At 33.2% G+C, this 14,847-nt stretch carries 9 protein-coding genes and 3 tRNA genes; 10 read left to right on the forward strand and 2 right to left on the reverse strand.

What is annotated here, in order from left to right:
- The first annotated feature begins 25 nt into the window (after positions 1 to 25).
- The gene (locus LUU93_RS21190; RefSeq protein WP_232683169.1) at positions 26 to 418 is read left to right on the forward strand and encodes an RNA-binding S4 domain-containing protein; all 393 of its coding nucleotides are present in this window, start codon (positions 26 to 28) and stop codon (positions 416 to 418) included.
- A 155-nt stretch (positions 419 to 573) separates the two neighbouring features.
- Positions 574 to 1,074: a phosphoribosyltransferase domain-containing protein gene (locus LUU93_RS21195; protein WP_073486159.1), complete on the forward strand. Its 501-nt coding sequence runs from the start codon at positions 574 to 576 to the stop codon at positions 1,072 to 1,074.
- Here LUU93_RS21195 and LUU93_RS21200 read toward each other — a convergent pair.
- Positions 1,066 to 1,584 (reverse strand): shikimate kinase, encoded by a 519-nt coding sequence (locus LUU93_RS21200; protein WP_232683170.1) that lies wholly within the window; start codon positions 1,582 to 1,584, stop codon positions 1,066 to 1,068. The genes LUU93_RS21195 and LUU93_RS21200 overlap by 9 nt on opposite strands.
- Positions 1,585 to 1,711: 127 nt before the next feature.
- Between LUU93_RS21200 and LUU93_RS21205 the strand changes: the two genes are divergently transcribed.
- The 7 genes from LUU93_RS21205 to LUU93_RS21235 all read left to right on the forward strand — a co-directional run bounded on the left by LUU93_RS21205 (position 1,712) and on the right by LUU93_RS21235 (position 7,748).
- Positions 1,712 to 1,784: transfer RNA gene (locus LUU93_RS21205), tRNA-Lys, on the forward strand.
- A 40-nt stretch (positions 1,785 to 1,824) separates the two neighbouring features.
- A tRNA-Lys gene (locus LUU93_RS21210) sits at positions 1,825 to 1,897 on the forward strand.
- 42 nt (positions 1,898 to 1,939) lie between these two features.
- Positions 1,940 to 2,022, forward strand: a tRNA-Leu gene (locus LUU93_RS21215).
- A gap of 236 nt (positions 2,023 to 2,258) precedes the next feature.
- The gene (locus LUU93_RS21220) at positions 2,259 to 3,242 is read left to right on the forward strand and encodes a type IV toxin-antitoxin system AbiEi family antitoxin (RefSeq protein WP_232683171.1); all 984 of its coding nucleotides are present in this window, start codon (positions 2,259 to 2,261) and stop codon (positions 3,240 to 3,242) included.
- On the forward strand, positions 3,232 to 4,074 hold the full coding sequence (locus LUU93_RS21225) for a nucleotidyl transferase AbiEii/AbiGii toxin family protein (RefSeq protein ID WP_232683172.1): 843 nt from the start codon (positions 3,232 to 3,234) through the stop codon (positions 4,072 to 4,074). The genes LUU93_RS21220 and LUU93_RS21225 overlap by 11 nt, the downstream gene beginning before the upstream one ends.
- Before the next feature lie 7 nt (positions 4,075 to 4,081).
- A complete protein-coding gene (locus LUU93_RS21230) occupies positions 4,082 to 4,771 on the forward strand; it encodes a PP2C family protein-serine/threonine phosphatase (RefSeq protein ID WP_232683173.1) in 690 nt (229 codons plus the stop codon).
- Between the two features lie 19 nt (positions 4,772 to 4,790).
- Positions 4,791 to 7,748: a DEAD/DEAH box helicase gene (locus tag LUU93_RS21235; protein ID WP_232683174.1), complete on the forward strand. Its 2,958-nt coding sequence runs from the start codon at positions 4,791 to 4,793 to the stop codon at positions 7,746 to 7,748.
- Between the two features lie 255 nt (positions 7,749 to 8,003).
- Here the strand turns inward: LUU93_RS21235 and LUU93_RS21240 are convergent, their stop codons facing one another.
- Complete coding sequence (locus tag LUU93_RS21240; protein WP_232683175.1) at positions 8,004 to 12,281, reverse strand: alpha-L-fucosidase; 4,278 nt, start codon at positions 12,279 to 12,281, stop codon at positions 8,004 to 8,006.
- Positions 12,282 to 13,103: 822 nt separating this feature from the next.
- Between LUU93_RS21240 and LUU93_RS21245 the strand changes: the two genes are divergently transcribed.
- Positions 13,104 to 14,708 carry a C1 family peptidase gene (locus LUU93_RS21245; protein ID WP_232683176.1) on the forward strand — a complete coding sequence of 535 codons (1,605 nt, stop codon included), beginning with the start codon at positions 13,104 to 13,106 and terminating at the stop codon, positions 14,706 to 14,708.
- The last annotated feature ends 139 nt before the right edge of the window (positions 14,709 to 14,847 follow it).

Consider the following 14,847-nt stretch of genomic DNA (forward strand, 5'->3'; position numbering starts at 1 on the left):
ATTTAACTTGGATTTTAGAAAAATTATGAGAATAGATAAATACTTATGGTGCGTGCGTTATTATAAAACCAGAAACATGGTAACTGAGGCTTGCAAAAAGAACCAGGTTACAGTAAATGGCCAAGTTGCAAAACCCTCTAAAGAAGTTTTTCCTACTGACCGGATTACTTTTAGAAAAGACCAAATTACACAAATTATAACCGTACTCGATATTCCGGAAAATCGTGTGGGAGCTAAACTGGTAGATATTTACCGCAAGAACGAAACACCTGCAGAAGCTTATGAACATTTAGAGTTATTAAAACTATCTAAAGAGCATTATCGTAAAACCGGAACCGGAAGGCCAACTAAAAAAGACAGACGAGATATTGATGATTATGGAAATGATTTTATTGATGAGGAAGATGATGAAAATTAAAATTCCAATAAAAAAATTCCAAATTCCAAAAACTTTATAAAAACACAAAAATTCAAATTCCAAAAACTCTAAAATCTAGCAAAACCCTAACATTGGAATTTGGAATTTTAAAAATTTGGAATTTAAATTAGTTATATTAGCAAAAAAAATAAATCATGAGCAAAAACATCATCTTAACCAATCAGGAAATCGAACACAAAATAAAACGTATCGCTTATCAAATTTATGAGACGTTTGTTGATGAAGAAGAAGTTGTAATTGCCGGAATTGCTTCCAGCGGTTCTGTTTTTGCTCAAAAAATCGCCACTGTATTAAGCGACATATCTACTCTAAAAATTTCTCTTTGTGAAGTAAGGGTTGACAAACAAAATCCGCAGCTGCCTATTCAGACTTCTTTATCTGCAGAAGAATATTCAAATAAAGGTTTAGTTTTAGTTGATGATGTTTTAAATTCAGGAACTACATTGATCTACGCAGTTCGTCATTTTCTGGACGTTCCGCTTAAGAAATTCAAAACTGCAGTGCTTGTAGACCGAAATCACAAAAAGTACCCTGTAAAAGCCGATTTTAAAGGAATATCTTTATCGACATCTTTATTAGAGCATGTTCAGGTTGTTTTTGATGAAAACGGAGACAATTACGCTTTTCTAAGCTAAGATTTCTAAAATATCATCAACCGTTTCATCGACCGTTTTATTATCCACCACAACCTTGTGCTGTGCATGATTGTAATAAAAGCTTCTATCGAATAAATGTTTTGCGATAAATTCTTTCATTTCATCTTCATTCATATCTGCAATTAAAGGTCGTTTACTTTTATTGTAAACCAATCTATTATATAAAGTCTCGATTGAAGCTTTTAAATATATAGATGTAATATCCTCCCTTTGCAATAATAAATGATTATTAGCATAACATGGAGTCCCTCCTCCTAAACCTATAATACTATCTTCTGAAGATTGAAGTAATTCAAGAAATATTTCGTGTTCTAATTTCCTAAAATAGATTTCACCATGCTTCTCGAAAATCTCTTTTATAGATAAATTTGTTTTTTTTTCGATACAATTATCTAAATCGAGAAAGGGAATATTTGTAATTTTTGATAAGTTTTGAGCAATTGTTGACTTTCCGCAGCCCATATATCCTAATAAGATGATTTTTTTCATTTTAATAAAACCCTATAAACTAAGGGATTGTAAATTTTGGTTAAAAAAAGACAAATTTATAATAAAATTGCTTGCAAATTATAAAATAAACTCCTTATATTTGCACCCGCATTCAAGAAACGAATATGACTCGATAGCTCAGTCGGTAGAGCACATCACTTTTAATGATGGGGTCCTGGGTTCGAGCCCCAGTCGGGTCACAAAATTTGTGATTAACAAAATAAGTTTCTTGAAAGCAATGACTCGATAGCTCAGTCGGTAGAGCACATCACTTTTAATGATGGGGTCCTGGGTTCGAGCCCCAGTCGGGTCACAAAAGGTCGAGTATTAATTTACTTGACCTTTTTTGCATTTAGGCCATGTGGAGAAACGGTAGACTCGCCATCTTGAGGGGGTGGTGCCCGCAAGGGCGTGAGGGTTCAAATCCCTCCATGGTCACTCTTAAAAAAGTGTTAAATTGATTGATTTAGCACTTTTTTTATATCAAAATCAAACTATTTAACCTACAAATAGGATATGATTCGATAATTCTACCAAAGTGACAAGACAGGAATTGAACCAATTTAATTTAATATAGCTTCTTATTTTATTCACAAAAGTTTGTTTAACTTACTTTTGTTCATTATTTTTGATTGTTCATTCCTGCTGAACAATTAATTTTATTGAACAAAAAAATGTATAGAGATAATGATTTTGTTTATGAAGCTATTGCTTCCCTAGAATACACGACAGGTATTCCTATTGTCATTGAAAAGACAAGGAAAACCTATGATATTATTCTTCAAATTAGCAACGAGACCTTTTATTGCATTGCTAAAAAAAATGCTAAAAATGCAAGTTTTGGCCTCATTATGTCCACTTTAAAAGATATTAATTTCTCAAAAAACAGTATTGTAATTACTGATTACCTGACTAAAAACACAGCAGAAGAACTTAAACAAAATGGCATCAATTATCTTGATGCATCAGGAAATACCTTTATTAAAACAGATCGTTTTTTTGTATATGTAGAAGGCAGAAAAGCAAAAATCAATAAAAAAACAAACCAAACCCGAGCATTTCAGGAAGCAGGTCTAAAATTACTACTATTACTTATTTCGAATCCTGAAACTTTGCAATTTTCTTATAGAGAATTAGCAGAAAAAACAGGAATTGCTTTGGGCTCTGTAAGCAATATCTTCAAAGAGTTAGAAGAAAACAACTATTTATTAAATACAAGAAACAAAAGGGTTCTAAAAAATCAGGACGAAATTATTGAGCGCTGGGTAATAGCCTACAATGAACTGTTAAAACCCCGCTCCTTCAGAAAAAAAATGAGAGCTATAGAAAATGAGTTTAGTGTAAAATCTACTCTAATTAATAGTGATATAAAACTCTATTTTGGGGGAGAGCCTGGAGGACAGCTTTTAACTGAACATCTAAAACCTAAAGATTATATCATATATACTGACGAAGAAATAAGCAAAGTGGCAAAACAACTGAAACTTGTTCCTGATGAATCTGGAAATATAGAATTATATAGTAAATTCTGGACATATAATCTGCATTTGAAAAATGAATATACCGCCCCTCCTTTAGTTATCTATGCGGATTTAATAGGTACCGGTAACAACCGAAATATAGAAACAGCCAAAATTATTTTAGAGAATGGATTATAACCTATCAAGTGAAAAACTAGAACATCCATTATTAAAAAAACTATTGGACGAGCTAATTCCTGTATTTCTAAAATTGGAAATCAAGTTTTTCGTTATCGGAGCAACAGCAAGAGATATCATTATGGAGCTTCATGGAGAAAAATCTGGCAGAAGGACTCAGGATATAGATATTGCTATAGCCATCGATAAATGGGAAGAATTTTCAACTATAGAAAAAGAAATAATACAACTACCTAACTTTAATAAAGACCTCAAACAACAGCAAAGATTTTTATATCTAAAAGATTTTCAATTAGACATCGTTCCATATGGAGGTATTACAACTGCCGAAGACAAAATCTTCTGGCCACCGGATCAATCTTTTGCAATGACAGTCCTTGGCTTTGAAGAAGCTGAAAAAGATTTGTTAAGGGTTAAAATCGATGATACATTGGAAATAGACATTGTTTCTTTAGCTGGAATTTTCATTTTGAAATTGGTTGCCTGGAAAGACAGACATCATAAAGGCAATAAAGATGCCGATGATATGGGATTTATTCTATTAAACTATCTCAATATCCACGAAGAAAGAGCTGTTATGGAATACTATGAACAAGTGTATGAAATAGAGAATTTTTCCATCACTAAAGCTGGTGCAGCTCTGTTAGGCATAGACATCAACATACTCTTATTCGATAACGAAACTAATAAAGCAAAATTGAAAGCTATTATCGAGACAGAGATAAATTCAAAAGAAAACAGTGTTTTATTCAACCAAATACTCGAAACAAACCACATCAAATTTGATGATATACTGGATTGTTTTCAAATCCTTAATCAAAAAATAAAGTAATTGATTAATGCAAATACAACAGTTAACAGGAAAAGGTAAAAGGGAAATTAACCAAGATTTTATCTGTCTAAACAAATTAGAATCTGGTGCTTCCTTTTTTCTGATTGCTGACGGTATGGGAGGTTACGAAAAAGGGGATGAAGCCGCAAAGATTGCCACTGAAAATATTTTCACATTCCTTAATTATGTCGAAAACATAAACGAACAAAATATACAACAAGCTGTTCAAAAAGCAAATTTGGCTATCAAGCAATTCAATACCAAAAATAATATTAAATCTGGTGCTACAATAGGCGGTATTATTATAGAAAAAAGTACAGTCCATATTTTCTGGGTTGGAGACGTAATGGTTTACCAAATAAACAAGGATAAAGTTTTGTTTCAGACAAAAAGTCATACACTAGTAAATAGTCTGTTAGATTCCGACAATAAAAATGAAGATAAATCTTTAGATAAATATAAGCATATTGTAACGAGATCTCTTTCCGGAAAACCTTCTGAACCAAGCATTGGTTATCAATCCAAAACATTTTCAGAGGATGATTTATTTATCATCTTCTCTGATGGTTTTCACAATTTAATTTCTATCGAACAACTTCTTGTACTTATCAATCAAAAAAATGGTTTACAAGAATTAGAATATCTATTTCTTAGGGAAGCAGAAGATAATTACTCAATTATTATCATCAAATTTTAGATGCTTTGAAAATTAGAAAATGAAACACGAATCACAAATAAACATCTTTCGCTCCCTCTTTCGAGGACGAGACGATGTATTTGCTATTCGTTGGGAGAAATCAGGTAAATCTGGCTATATGCCAGCTTATCAATATGACCTCTACCATTACCGGGCATATAAAATGAATGGCGGAACTTTTCAGAATTACCCCCATAAAACCTATTTGCCAATTACTGAAACCGAAATTCAAAAGCATTTAAACGGTATTCAACAAATTGGTATTTATCCTCTGTTATTAGACAATACTTCGTGGTTTTTAGTAGCGGATTTCGACATGCAAAATTGGAAAGACGAAGCAGCAGTCTTTTTGAATGCTTGTAAAAACAAAAGCATTCCTGCTTACTTGGAGCGTTCTCGTTCGGGAAATGGCGGACACGTTTGGATATTTTTTGACAAACCTTATCCAGCTATACAAAGTAGAAAAGTATTCATTTCAATTTTAAAACAATCGGAAGCTTTTTCAATGTTTGATAAAAGTTCAAGTTTTGACCGTTTATTTCCAAATCAGGATTTTCTTTCAGGAAAAGGTTTAGGGAATTTGATAGCTTTACCATTTTTCAAACATGCAATGGAGAATGGAAATAGTTGTTTTATCAATCCTGAAACATTTGAAATATATTCAAATCAACACCAATTATTGAATGAGATTGAAAGAGTTTCGATTGAAGTATTGGACAATTTATTTCAAGAAAATTCAACAACGCAAAATTTATCATTTTCTAAAAGCAACAAAGGTAAACTATCAATCATACTCCAACAAAATATTAGTATTCAAAGAGATGGATTAACAACTCCATTAATCAATTTTCTGAAAGAAGAATTGAATTTTGCCAATACAGAATTCTTTATCAAGAAAAAATCGGGCAAAAATACTTTTGGAACTGAGCGTTATTTAAAACTCATTGAAAAAACTGAATGCGAAATCATCATCCCAAGAGGTTTCATTAGAAAATTACTTCGTTTTTGTAACGAACAAAATCTGGAATTTGATTTTCAAGACAATAGAAAACAAAAACAAGAAATTACCTTCTTCTTCAATACAACATTGAGAAAACACCAAGATAAAGTCATTGAAGCTGTATCAAAAAAAGATTTTGGTGTCATCGTTGCACCGCCTGGTTCGGGCAAAACTATTATAGGCTTGAAGATTATTGCAAATAAAAAACAACCTGCCTTAATTGTTGTTCATCGCATACAACTATTGGAACAATGGCAAGAGCGGGTTCAAGCATTTCTCGGAATTCCTAAACACGAAATCGGAATCATTGGACAAGGAAAAGCCAAAATTGGTAAACAAATTACAATAGCTACCATTCAAAGTTTACCAAAACAAACAGAGCAAATCCAAAATCAATTCGGAACTATTTTGGTGGATGAATGTCATCATATTCCCGCCGAAACATTTCGCAATACGATCGAAAAACTGGGAACATTTTATCTGTATGGTTTGACCGCGACACCATTCAGAAAATACAATGACGACAAACTGATTTTTGCTTTTCTTGGAGAGATAATTTCAGAAGTTGTAAGCAAGGAAATTGAAAACTTCAAACATGCTCAAATCATTGTCAGAAATACTAATTTGGAGATTCCTTTCAATTCAAAAACTGATAATTTTGAGACACTTTCAAAAATTCTAGTCCACGATTCTGAACGAAATAAACTTATTCTTAATGATATAAAAACAGAACTTTCCAAAGGAAAACAAATTGCTATTATCACAGAAAGAAAAGAGCATATTAAAGCACTTTACCTTTTCTTAAAACAATCTTATGAAATTATTACATTGAGCGGAGATGATTCCGACGCTAATAAAAAAATAAAATGGCAAACGCTACATCAAGGTAATTTTCAAATATTGATTACCACAGGACAATATTTTGGAGAAGGTTCGGATTTATCAAATATTAATTCTTTGTTTTTAGTGTATCCGTTTTCTTTTAAAGGAAAACAAATCCAATACCTCGGTCGAGTACAACGATCGGAAATTAATCCGACTATTTATGATTATCGGGATATCAAAATTGATTATCTGAATAAATTATATTTAAAACGAAACACCTATTATCGCCAAATAGCAAGACAAGCAAGTTTATTTGACGAGCCAACAGAGTTTATTTCTGAAAAACAAAGTTTAATCATTGAAAAGCAAATCAAAATTGCCATAGAAGATTTAGATTTCAGATATGGTAATGTTGGCTTTGAACATATTGATAAAGAAAGTGGTCAACGATTGGATTTTGAAATAGAAAACGAAGAACTCAGACCAGAATTTGAAGTTTTAAAACCTTATTTCACAAAGTTTTTGAAATCAAAATTTGTTACGATTACTATTTGTGCTGAAATAGAAAATGGAGTGATTTTATCCCAATTAGCTTCTTCTACCGATATTGAAAACATCAATAAAGAAATCGTTGAAGGTGTAAAATTTCAATTTCTGAATAAAATTTTTATCGGTCAAATTCCATCTTCGAAAGAAAATATTCTTACAATAGACGACCTTTCTAAAAAACAAAACATTTATTCGGACGCAGAAAGCATTCTCGAAGATTTATTAAAAGGTAAACAATACAAACATGCTAAACACATCCAATTTTTAGCAGAAAAACACAAAAAAAACATAATGAAACTAAGATTTGTTTTGCAACCATTTTCATTTGTATTCCTGTTAGCTGGAGAACAAAATTATCATATCATTTTAGAAACTTTAGACACCGAAGAGGCAACTTATATTTGGCATACAGACAAAAGTAAATCGGTACTGATTGACACAATTAAACAAATCGACGAAGAACTAAACATTATTCGAGAAAAAGGACGACAATCTTATTTGGAGACAAATCCTCAAAACTTTTCAAGAATCGTTCACGATTACTCTGAAACCAATAAAGGTTTCATAACATGGAAAGGACTATTAGAAGAACGATTAATCTAAAATGAATTTAATATTATCCATATAAAAACTAACAACTTAAGGAGTTAAGCTGCTCCAAATCCTCTATAAAATGGTTCGATATTTGTTCGGTTGTGGTCACTTTCCATTTTTCATGCCCATCTAACATATCCAGATGGATTCAAAAAATGAAATACTCGCTGTATACCAATTTAAAAAAGGATGTACCTAATTATATTTTGGCACATCCTTTTTATGTATTACTTCTTTATAGAAACAATTCCTAACCTATGTTGATTATTTACTGCTGTCAAGAAGCAAATCCTGATAGAATGTAATATTACGCACATTGACAGGATCCCAGCCTCCGTTTGAAATGCGGTGCAATTCGATATAATAAATACCTTCTTCCAAATAAACATCTCCCAATTGCTTAATTTGATAGTTTGAAAAATTATTATTAGTTGTAGTAAACGGATATTCGATAGTTGAAATACCATTTATAACCAATTGAAATTTGCCTGAATAACCCGCCAATTCACTTTGCCAGTGGTAAATGCCGGCTACATTCACTTTCACTCTCCATGCGGCATAAGCATCTGGATTTGTCCATCCTCCAATGTTATAATTAGGACCATGCTCTATCATGATGCTGCTTCCGTGCAGTATAGCATTTTTGGCAGGAAGAACAAGACTTCTATCTTCATTTTGATTTACAATAGGAGTTTTATCAACTGCCGGATGAATCGAAATTTGACGCACATTAACAGGATCCCATCCTCCATTAGAAATACGATGCAGTTCAATCTCATAAACGCCAATAGGTAAATTAACTGTCCCAATGGATAAATCCTGATAATTATCAAAACCACTTGTTGTAATTTTAAACGGATAAGGACCTTGATCTACTCCGTTTATTTTTAGCACAAACTGTCCTGAATAGCCTGATACAACTGCATCCAGAAAAAAGTCTCCGGGTTTCTTAACTTCAACATGCCATGTAGCAAATTTAGTATCATCTGTCCATCCTCCTAAATTATAGAGAGGTCCATTTTCAATACTTAATCCCGCTGCAGTAGCATCGATTGCATACAAATTAAGTGTGCCATCATTGAATTGTTTAACAAAGTTGATAAGTATATCTACGATTTCTGACATTTCTAAAACAATAGTTGTACTAACACCATCTAATGGATTTGCAGGAACTGAAATAATATATCCCGAAGCAATGTTGTTAACATTTATATCTAATGCTTTTTGGTCAGTATCAGCAAGGAAATATGCTTTAACAACACTTCCATCATGTAAATCAGGAACAGCTAATTTTCCATCCTTAGGCCAATTCTCTGTAAATACATGCAGATAAAGGTATTGTATTCCGTCTATAATTTTACGGGTAGCCCGCCCCCAAGGTAATTGTTTTGTATACGGGCTGGGCTGGGCTTTTTCTATAGCCGTTTTATTTACTGCCATCCAAACTGCAAACCCTTCGAGTCTGTTTATGGCTTCTTGTGGAAATGTCCCATCTCCTTCAGGCCCTATATTGAGCAAAAAGTTACCTCCCTTACTTACAATATCGATCAATTTTTGAATTAAATCTGTTTCGGTTTTCCAGCGCGGATCGTAAGCATCATACCCCCAATTATCATTCATGGTCATACAGGTTTCCCAATCTGATCCGTCTCCGTTTGGCGGCATGTTTGGAATATTTTGTTCCGGAGTTTTATAGTCTCCCGTCAAGCCATCTTCCATTCGGTCATTAAATATCAAACGATCTGATCCGGGAATATTTTTAATAGCCTTCATCATTCGGTAACGGAATTCTGGTGTACTGCCTCCTCCCATGTCCCACCATATCAAGTCAATATCATAATCATTAATCATGGTGTGAATATGAGGAATTACAATTGTATCTGTATATTTGGATTGATCCTCGTAAGAAGCCTCATGGTTTGCTGTAGTATTCTGAGGAATCCAGCCCATTCCTCCAGGATTCATCCAATCCAGACATTGTGAATAGTAAAATCCAATTTTTAAACCTGCTGCATGAGCCATAGTTACAAGGTTTTTTAAAATATCGGCTGAAATATTGGTATCATCCTGAATATTATATCCAATATTATGTGTGTGCATTAAGGCAAAACCTTCGTGATGTTTGGCGGTAATAACAATATATTTCATACCTGCGTCTTTAGCCATTCTCACCCAATCTGCAGGATTGAAATTTTGAGCTGTAAAATTTTGCTGCCAGCGTGATTTATATTCAACTCTGGGAATCTGAGCTGCAAACATAATCCATTCTGCATATTGCCCCTGTTTGTAAGGCTCTCCTGTAGCTGGGTCAATTTTAATAGTTCCATCCGGATTGATCCATTCAGGACGATAACTTGAATAGTAATCCTGCATCCAGTATTCAGGCCCTACATACGGACCTGATTTCATTAGTGTTGGCCCTGTATAATGTCCTGCCAGCCCAGAGTATGCCCCCCAATGCAAAAACAGCCCAAAACCCGCTTCACGCCACCAGGCCATTCGTTCGTCTTTATGCAGTTTTGTCTCTAGAGTAGCTGCATAAATATTATTACTCATCTTAGTAAAAAGATCTTGGTTGTCATTACGGCCCTTCACCGAGAAATAGTAAATATCAAATGAATTCAAATCATGAATAGTTATCGAATTAGTGATAACATTTCGATAAAAAATACCATCTTTATATACATCATATGAAGTCACATCAGGAAGCGCATCCCATGATATAGAAATAGAATTCGTCTGTACATCGATTACTTTAAGTTCTTTAGGATTGTTGTTATAGAAAGGGTTCATATCAATTTCGGTATCGCTAAAAGTCAGCTCATCAATATAAACAACATCACCAACGGCACGTTTATCGGTATAATCGGGTTGAATACTAAAACCAGAGATATCCTTTACCTTATGCGACAATAAATCAAACACCGCTACTCCCCATTCGTCCACTTTATTTAATGGGCTTTGAGACAAAAATTCACTCGAAAGACTAAGTCTGATCTGAGAATTCGGATTATTGCGATAATATCTCATGTACAAATACTTATACTCAGAGAGAGGTTCATTTAGTGTACAGAAAAATCCAGCCCACTTATAGCTATTGTTAAGACGTTTAAGTTTTAGAACTTTATTACTTTGGTTAGAACCCGTTTTATCAGGATTATCTACCACCGTAATCTCCATGTCTGCCGGTGGGTTTATATTTATTTTATCAGTAAAATTGATCTGTCCGTTTTCAAAATTATCAATTACAAGCGGCTCCCTAATTATTGGACGTGGATAGTAGTCTGGTTTAAAGTTAAGCTTGCCTAATACTGTCTGAATTTCTGGAGCAGACATAAAATAATCCCAAAGTAAACCTGAGCGATAATTTTCGATCATACAAATAATCGGTCCCTGATCGATAGCCAAATAACTGCTATCTACCCAATTGGCAGTTTCATTAAAAGAGTCAACAAATCCCGCTTTTTCATTCCATATTTTCGGTCCCAGCTTCTCATAAAAATATCTCAAGGCCGCTAATGACTCTTTGGGCGTATATGGCATTGACGAGATAGCTGCAGTTGGAGCGATCACACCTTTATCATTTCCGGGTGAATGGGCACCATAACTAGTATCTCCATCAGAAGCAGTCAATCCCCAGGCTTTGTTCTCTCCATATCCGGTATATTCCAGCGGATTTTGCTCACAATATGCCCTGTTTATTAAGGTATGGGCTACATTTTGCTGGAAATAATTTACATCATTATAAGTATCCCTTAAATTTTTTGGATTGAATCCTAAAAAAGAATAATGAGCAAAGAACAAAGGTCCGCCTTTTGCATTTCCTCCGCCAATAGGAAGAGTAATATCATAAAAAATTTGATTTTTATTTTTATAACTACCTCCTGATGACCAGCCGCTTTGCCACAAACTAGGATCTATAGCATGAGTAGGCGAAGCAATTGCCAGCAGATACGTAATCATACACTCGTTCCAGCCAATAATTGGCAATTGAATTACGTTCTGCAATTCATTGTTACAATGCCAGTACAGCTTATTCGTTCCAAATGTAAAGTAATTCCAGTCAACATTGTTCCAAAGTACATTGATCTTAACAACCAAATCTTGTTCTGCCAAAATAGGCTGGTTAAAATACTGGCGTGCCGTAATCAAGCCCTGCATTAAAAATGATGTTTCAACCAAATCAGCTCCATTGTCATTTGCACTAAACGGAATAGTTTTACCTGTATTCCCATTGATCCAATGAGCAAAAGCTCCTTTATAATTAGTAGCTGAACTAGTTAAGAAATCAACAATCTTCTCTATACGCTGACGTCCTTGTTCTCTTGTAATAAATCCTCTCTCGATGCCTACTAAAATTGCCATTACCCCAAATCCAGAACCGCCTGTAGTAACCGCATCTCCAGGTGTGCCTGAAACAGGAATGCGCTCGAATGCCATTCCCGAACTCGATGCATAATCCCAGAAGTATTTAAAAGTATATCGCTGCGTTATAGTAAGCAGCTCTTCATCTGTAAGTGTTTGTAAGGTTGATTTTTCCATAACATTGATTGGTTAAAGGGTAAGTAATATTAAAAAAACTGTATGCTATTTGTTGTTGTTTTTAAAATTTAGGCTTTTGGAAGTATAATTTAACGTGGCAAAAAGATGTCTCACAACTTATTTGTTCTCACAATTTTATACCTAATATTTAAAGGATTTTATTGAATAATGTATTTCAACATTATTACCATTTTGGAAAGTTTATGGCGTTTTTGTTATAGCAGGTATATTAATAATGGTAATTTCTAATTCTCTGTAAAAAACAAACAAGTGGCATTTAAATCTGATTGTTACTCACTAAAAATCAACACATTAAAAAACAAAAAACGAATATATCAATTATTATTGAATAATACAATACGAAAGAATAATATTACATTAATTTATTTAGATTCTTTTTAAAACCATTGATAAAGTATCCGAAAGTCTAAAATCTTTAAATAAGGAATTTCAATTTTGTATTAATATGCTCTACTAAAAAAAGCCTTTCAAATTCTTTAATTTGAAAGGCTTTTAAATCAGAATAAAATCTTAACCTAAATTTATTCCTTAACTATTTTTGTTTTCAACTACAGACTAAAGTATTCTTTCCTGTACATCAAACAATTCAATTCTTTTTATTGTATTGTCACAATTAATAAACATCTCTCCTTTCGTTTGATCTGGATATAAATTTATAGTCTGGTCTTTGTCAAAATCTTTATTTGCTAATGATTTAAAATAAATTACAAAACATTTTATAAGTTAAATACTACAATATAGTAATTAATTTATAAGATAATTATTATATTAGCTGCTAATCAATTTAATTAAAACCTTTTTATGAAAACAAAATTTTTAAAATTAGCAGGAGCGTTTTGCGCCTTATTGTTGATTCATTCTTGCCAAAAAGATGAACTTCCGTTAAATGCAAAAAACAACAATACTTTAATTGAAGAAGAAAGAGCAACCGGATATATTCCGTCTACTCCTGAGCAGCTGGCTCAACTTAGAACTTTAAAAACATCTTCACTCACGAGAAAAGAAGCTATTCCTGCGCGCTATGAACTGCCGGAACTGCCTGCTGCTCTTAACCAACGTTCAAAAGGATCTTGCGTTCCTTATTCAATCGCACATGCTATTACTTTATTAAAAAGTGAATCGAAAACATTAGCCAATGGAAGTCCAGACTTTAGTGTTTATCCTAGTGGAGATTATATATATGAAAAATATAAGGACGATAGAAATAGCTGTAAAGATGGTGTTTACTTTCCAGATGCCTTAGACGCTTTAAAGACAGAAGGAACGCCAAGTTATACTGATATGGGATTCGTAAACTGCGGTGTTCTTCCTAATGCTGCTCAACAAAATAATGCGCCAAAAAACAGAATATTTGATTATTTCGCGATAAGTCCATCTGAAGGATTTAAACCAACAGTGGAAGATATGAAAAGACAAATAGCAAAAGGAAATCCGGTCATTATAGGAATGAGGGTCGATGACGATTTTGTTTCCAACTCAATTAGATTATGGGACAAAAACAATTCTGCTTTTTATGGAAACCATGCTGTTGTTTTAACTGGTTACGATGATGAAAAACAAGCTTTTAGACTTCTTAACTCTTGGGGGTCAAATTGGGGAGAAAATGGATATATCTGGGCTACTTATAGAAAAATAGAAGAAGCTATACGTGATGAGGCTTATGTGATACAAAAAGACAATCCACTAACATATTTATTCACTGAGAAACCTTCAATTATTGTATGTAGGGATGCGAATGTCCTAACCAACAACTTTAGTTTTCCTTCGGGGCAGCCAGCTCCATTTATAAAAAATGGAGAATTTAACTGGAATAACGACTCCGTAATACCATCTTTTAACGAGTATACTAACCCAACCTTATATTTATCTTATATGATGTTAGCTGATGATACTAATGACGGAATTGATATAAATTGTGATATTACTTTTGAGGTAAGAATAAGAATAGAAGCAAGCAAAAATACTACTTATCCTGCCCATTTAGAAAAAGGAATTCAATTAAACTTATGGAATGGTGCTTATGGAGGAGTTGCTCAAACTATGACCTGTACTATCCCTATGGAAGGAATAAATAAACCAGCTGTTTTTACAAATAGTATAGGGTATACAAATATTATAGGAGAAACTTATCGTTATTCGGCAGATGGCTATTTACCACATTTTACATTTACCAATAATGCTTTTGACAGAGACGCAACTATAAGGTTTCATATTAAAGACGGCCAATTCGTTTTGAATACTCCTGGTTTAAAAATGCCATCAGGACTAAATAGATTAAGGAATTTTGATTTAAAATTCATAGGTACCATTGGTGCTATTACTGATCTCAGAATATATAGAAATGGTAAGATAGTAGCCATAGATAATTTTGATACAAAAACACCATGGATGCAATGGTATAAATAATAACCTAAGTAAAATAAAAAAGAGGCTGTCTCAAAAGTGAGGCAGCTTTTTTTGTGGCATAAAAAAAGGAAAGCTTTCGCTTTCCTAATTCTTGCAATTTGATTAAATTGCGGTGTGTGTATAGCTTCAAAAGTAGTCT

It is taken from the genome of Flavobacterium soyae, from assembly GCF_021245985.1.
GTDB lineage: Bacteria > Bacteroidota > Bacteroidia > Flavobacteriales > Flavobacteriaceae > Flavobacterium > Flavobacterium soyae.

Bases quoted from the DNA above. Each gene is read 5' to 3' on its own strand.
- LUU93_RS21245 (WP_232683176.1), top strand. From the start codon at position 13,104: ATGAAAACAAAATTTTTAAAATTAGCAGGAGCGTTTTGCGCCTTATTG.
- LUU93_RS21200 (WP_232683170.1), bottom strand. From the start codon at position 1,584: ATGAAAAAAATCATCTTATTAGGATATATGGGCTGCGGAAAGTCAACA.
- LUU93_RS21240 (WP_232683175.1), bottom strand. From the start codon at position 12,281: ATGGAAAAATCAACCTTACAAACACTTACAGATGAAGAGCTGCTTACT.
- LUU93_RS21235 (WP_232683174.1), top strand. From the start codon at position 4,791: ATGAAACACGAATCACAAATAAACATCTTTCGCTCCCTCTTTCGAGGA.
- LUU93_RS21225 (WP_232683172.1), top strand. From the start codon at position 3,232: ATGGATTATAACCTATCAAGTGAAAAACTAGAACATCCATTATTAAAA.
- LUU93_RS21195 (WP_073486159.1), top strand. From the start codon at position 574: ATGAGCAAAAACATCATCTTAACCAATCAGGAAATCGAACACAAAATA.
- LUU93_RS21220 (WP_232683171.1), top strand. From the start codon at position 2,259: ATGTATAGAGATAATGATTTTGTTTATGAAGCTATTGCTTCCCTAGAA.
- LUU93_RS21190 (WP_232683169.1), top strand. From the start codon at position 26: ATGAGAATAGATAAATACTTATGGTGCGTGCGTTATTATAAAACCAGA.
- LUU93_RS21230 (WP_232683173.1), top strand. From the start codon at position 4,082: ATGCAAATACAACAGTTAACAGGAAAAGGTAAAAGGGAAATTAACCAA.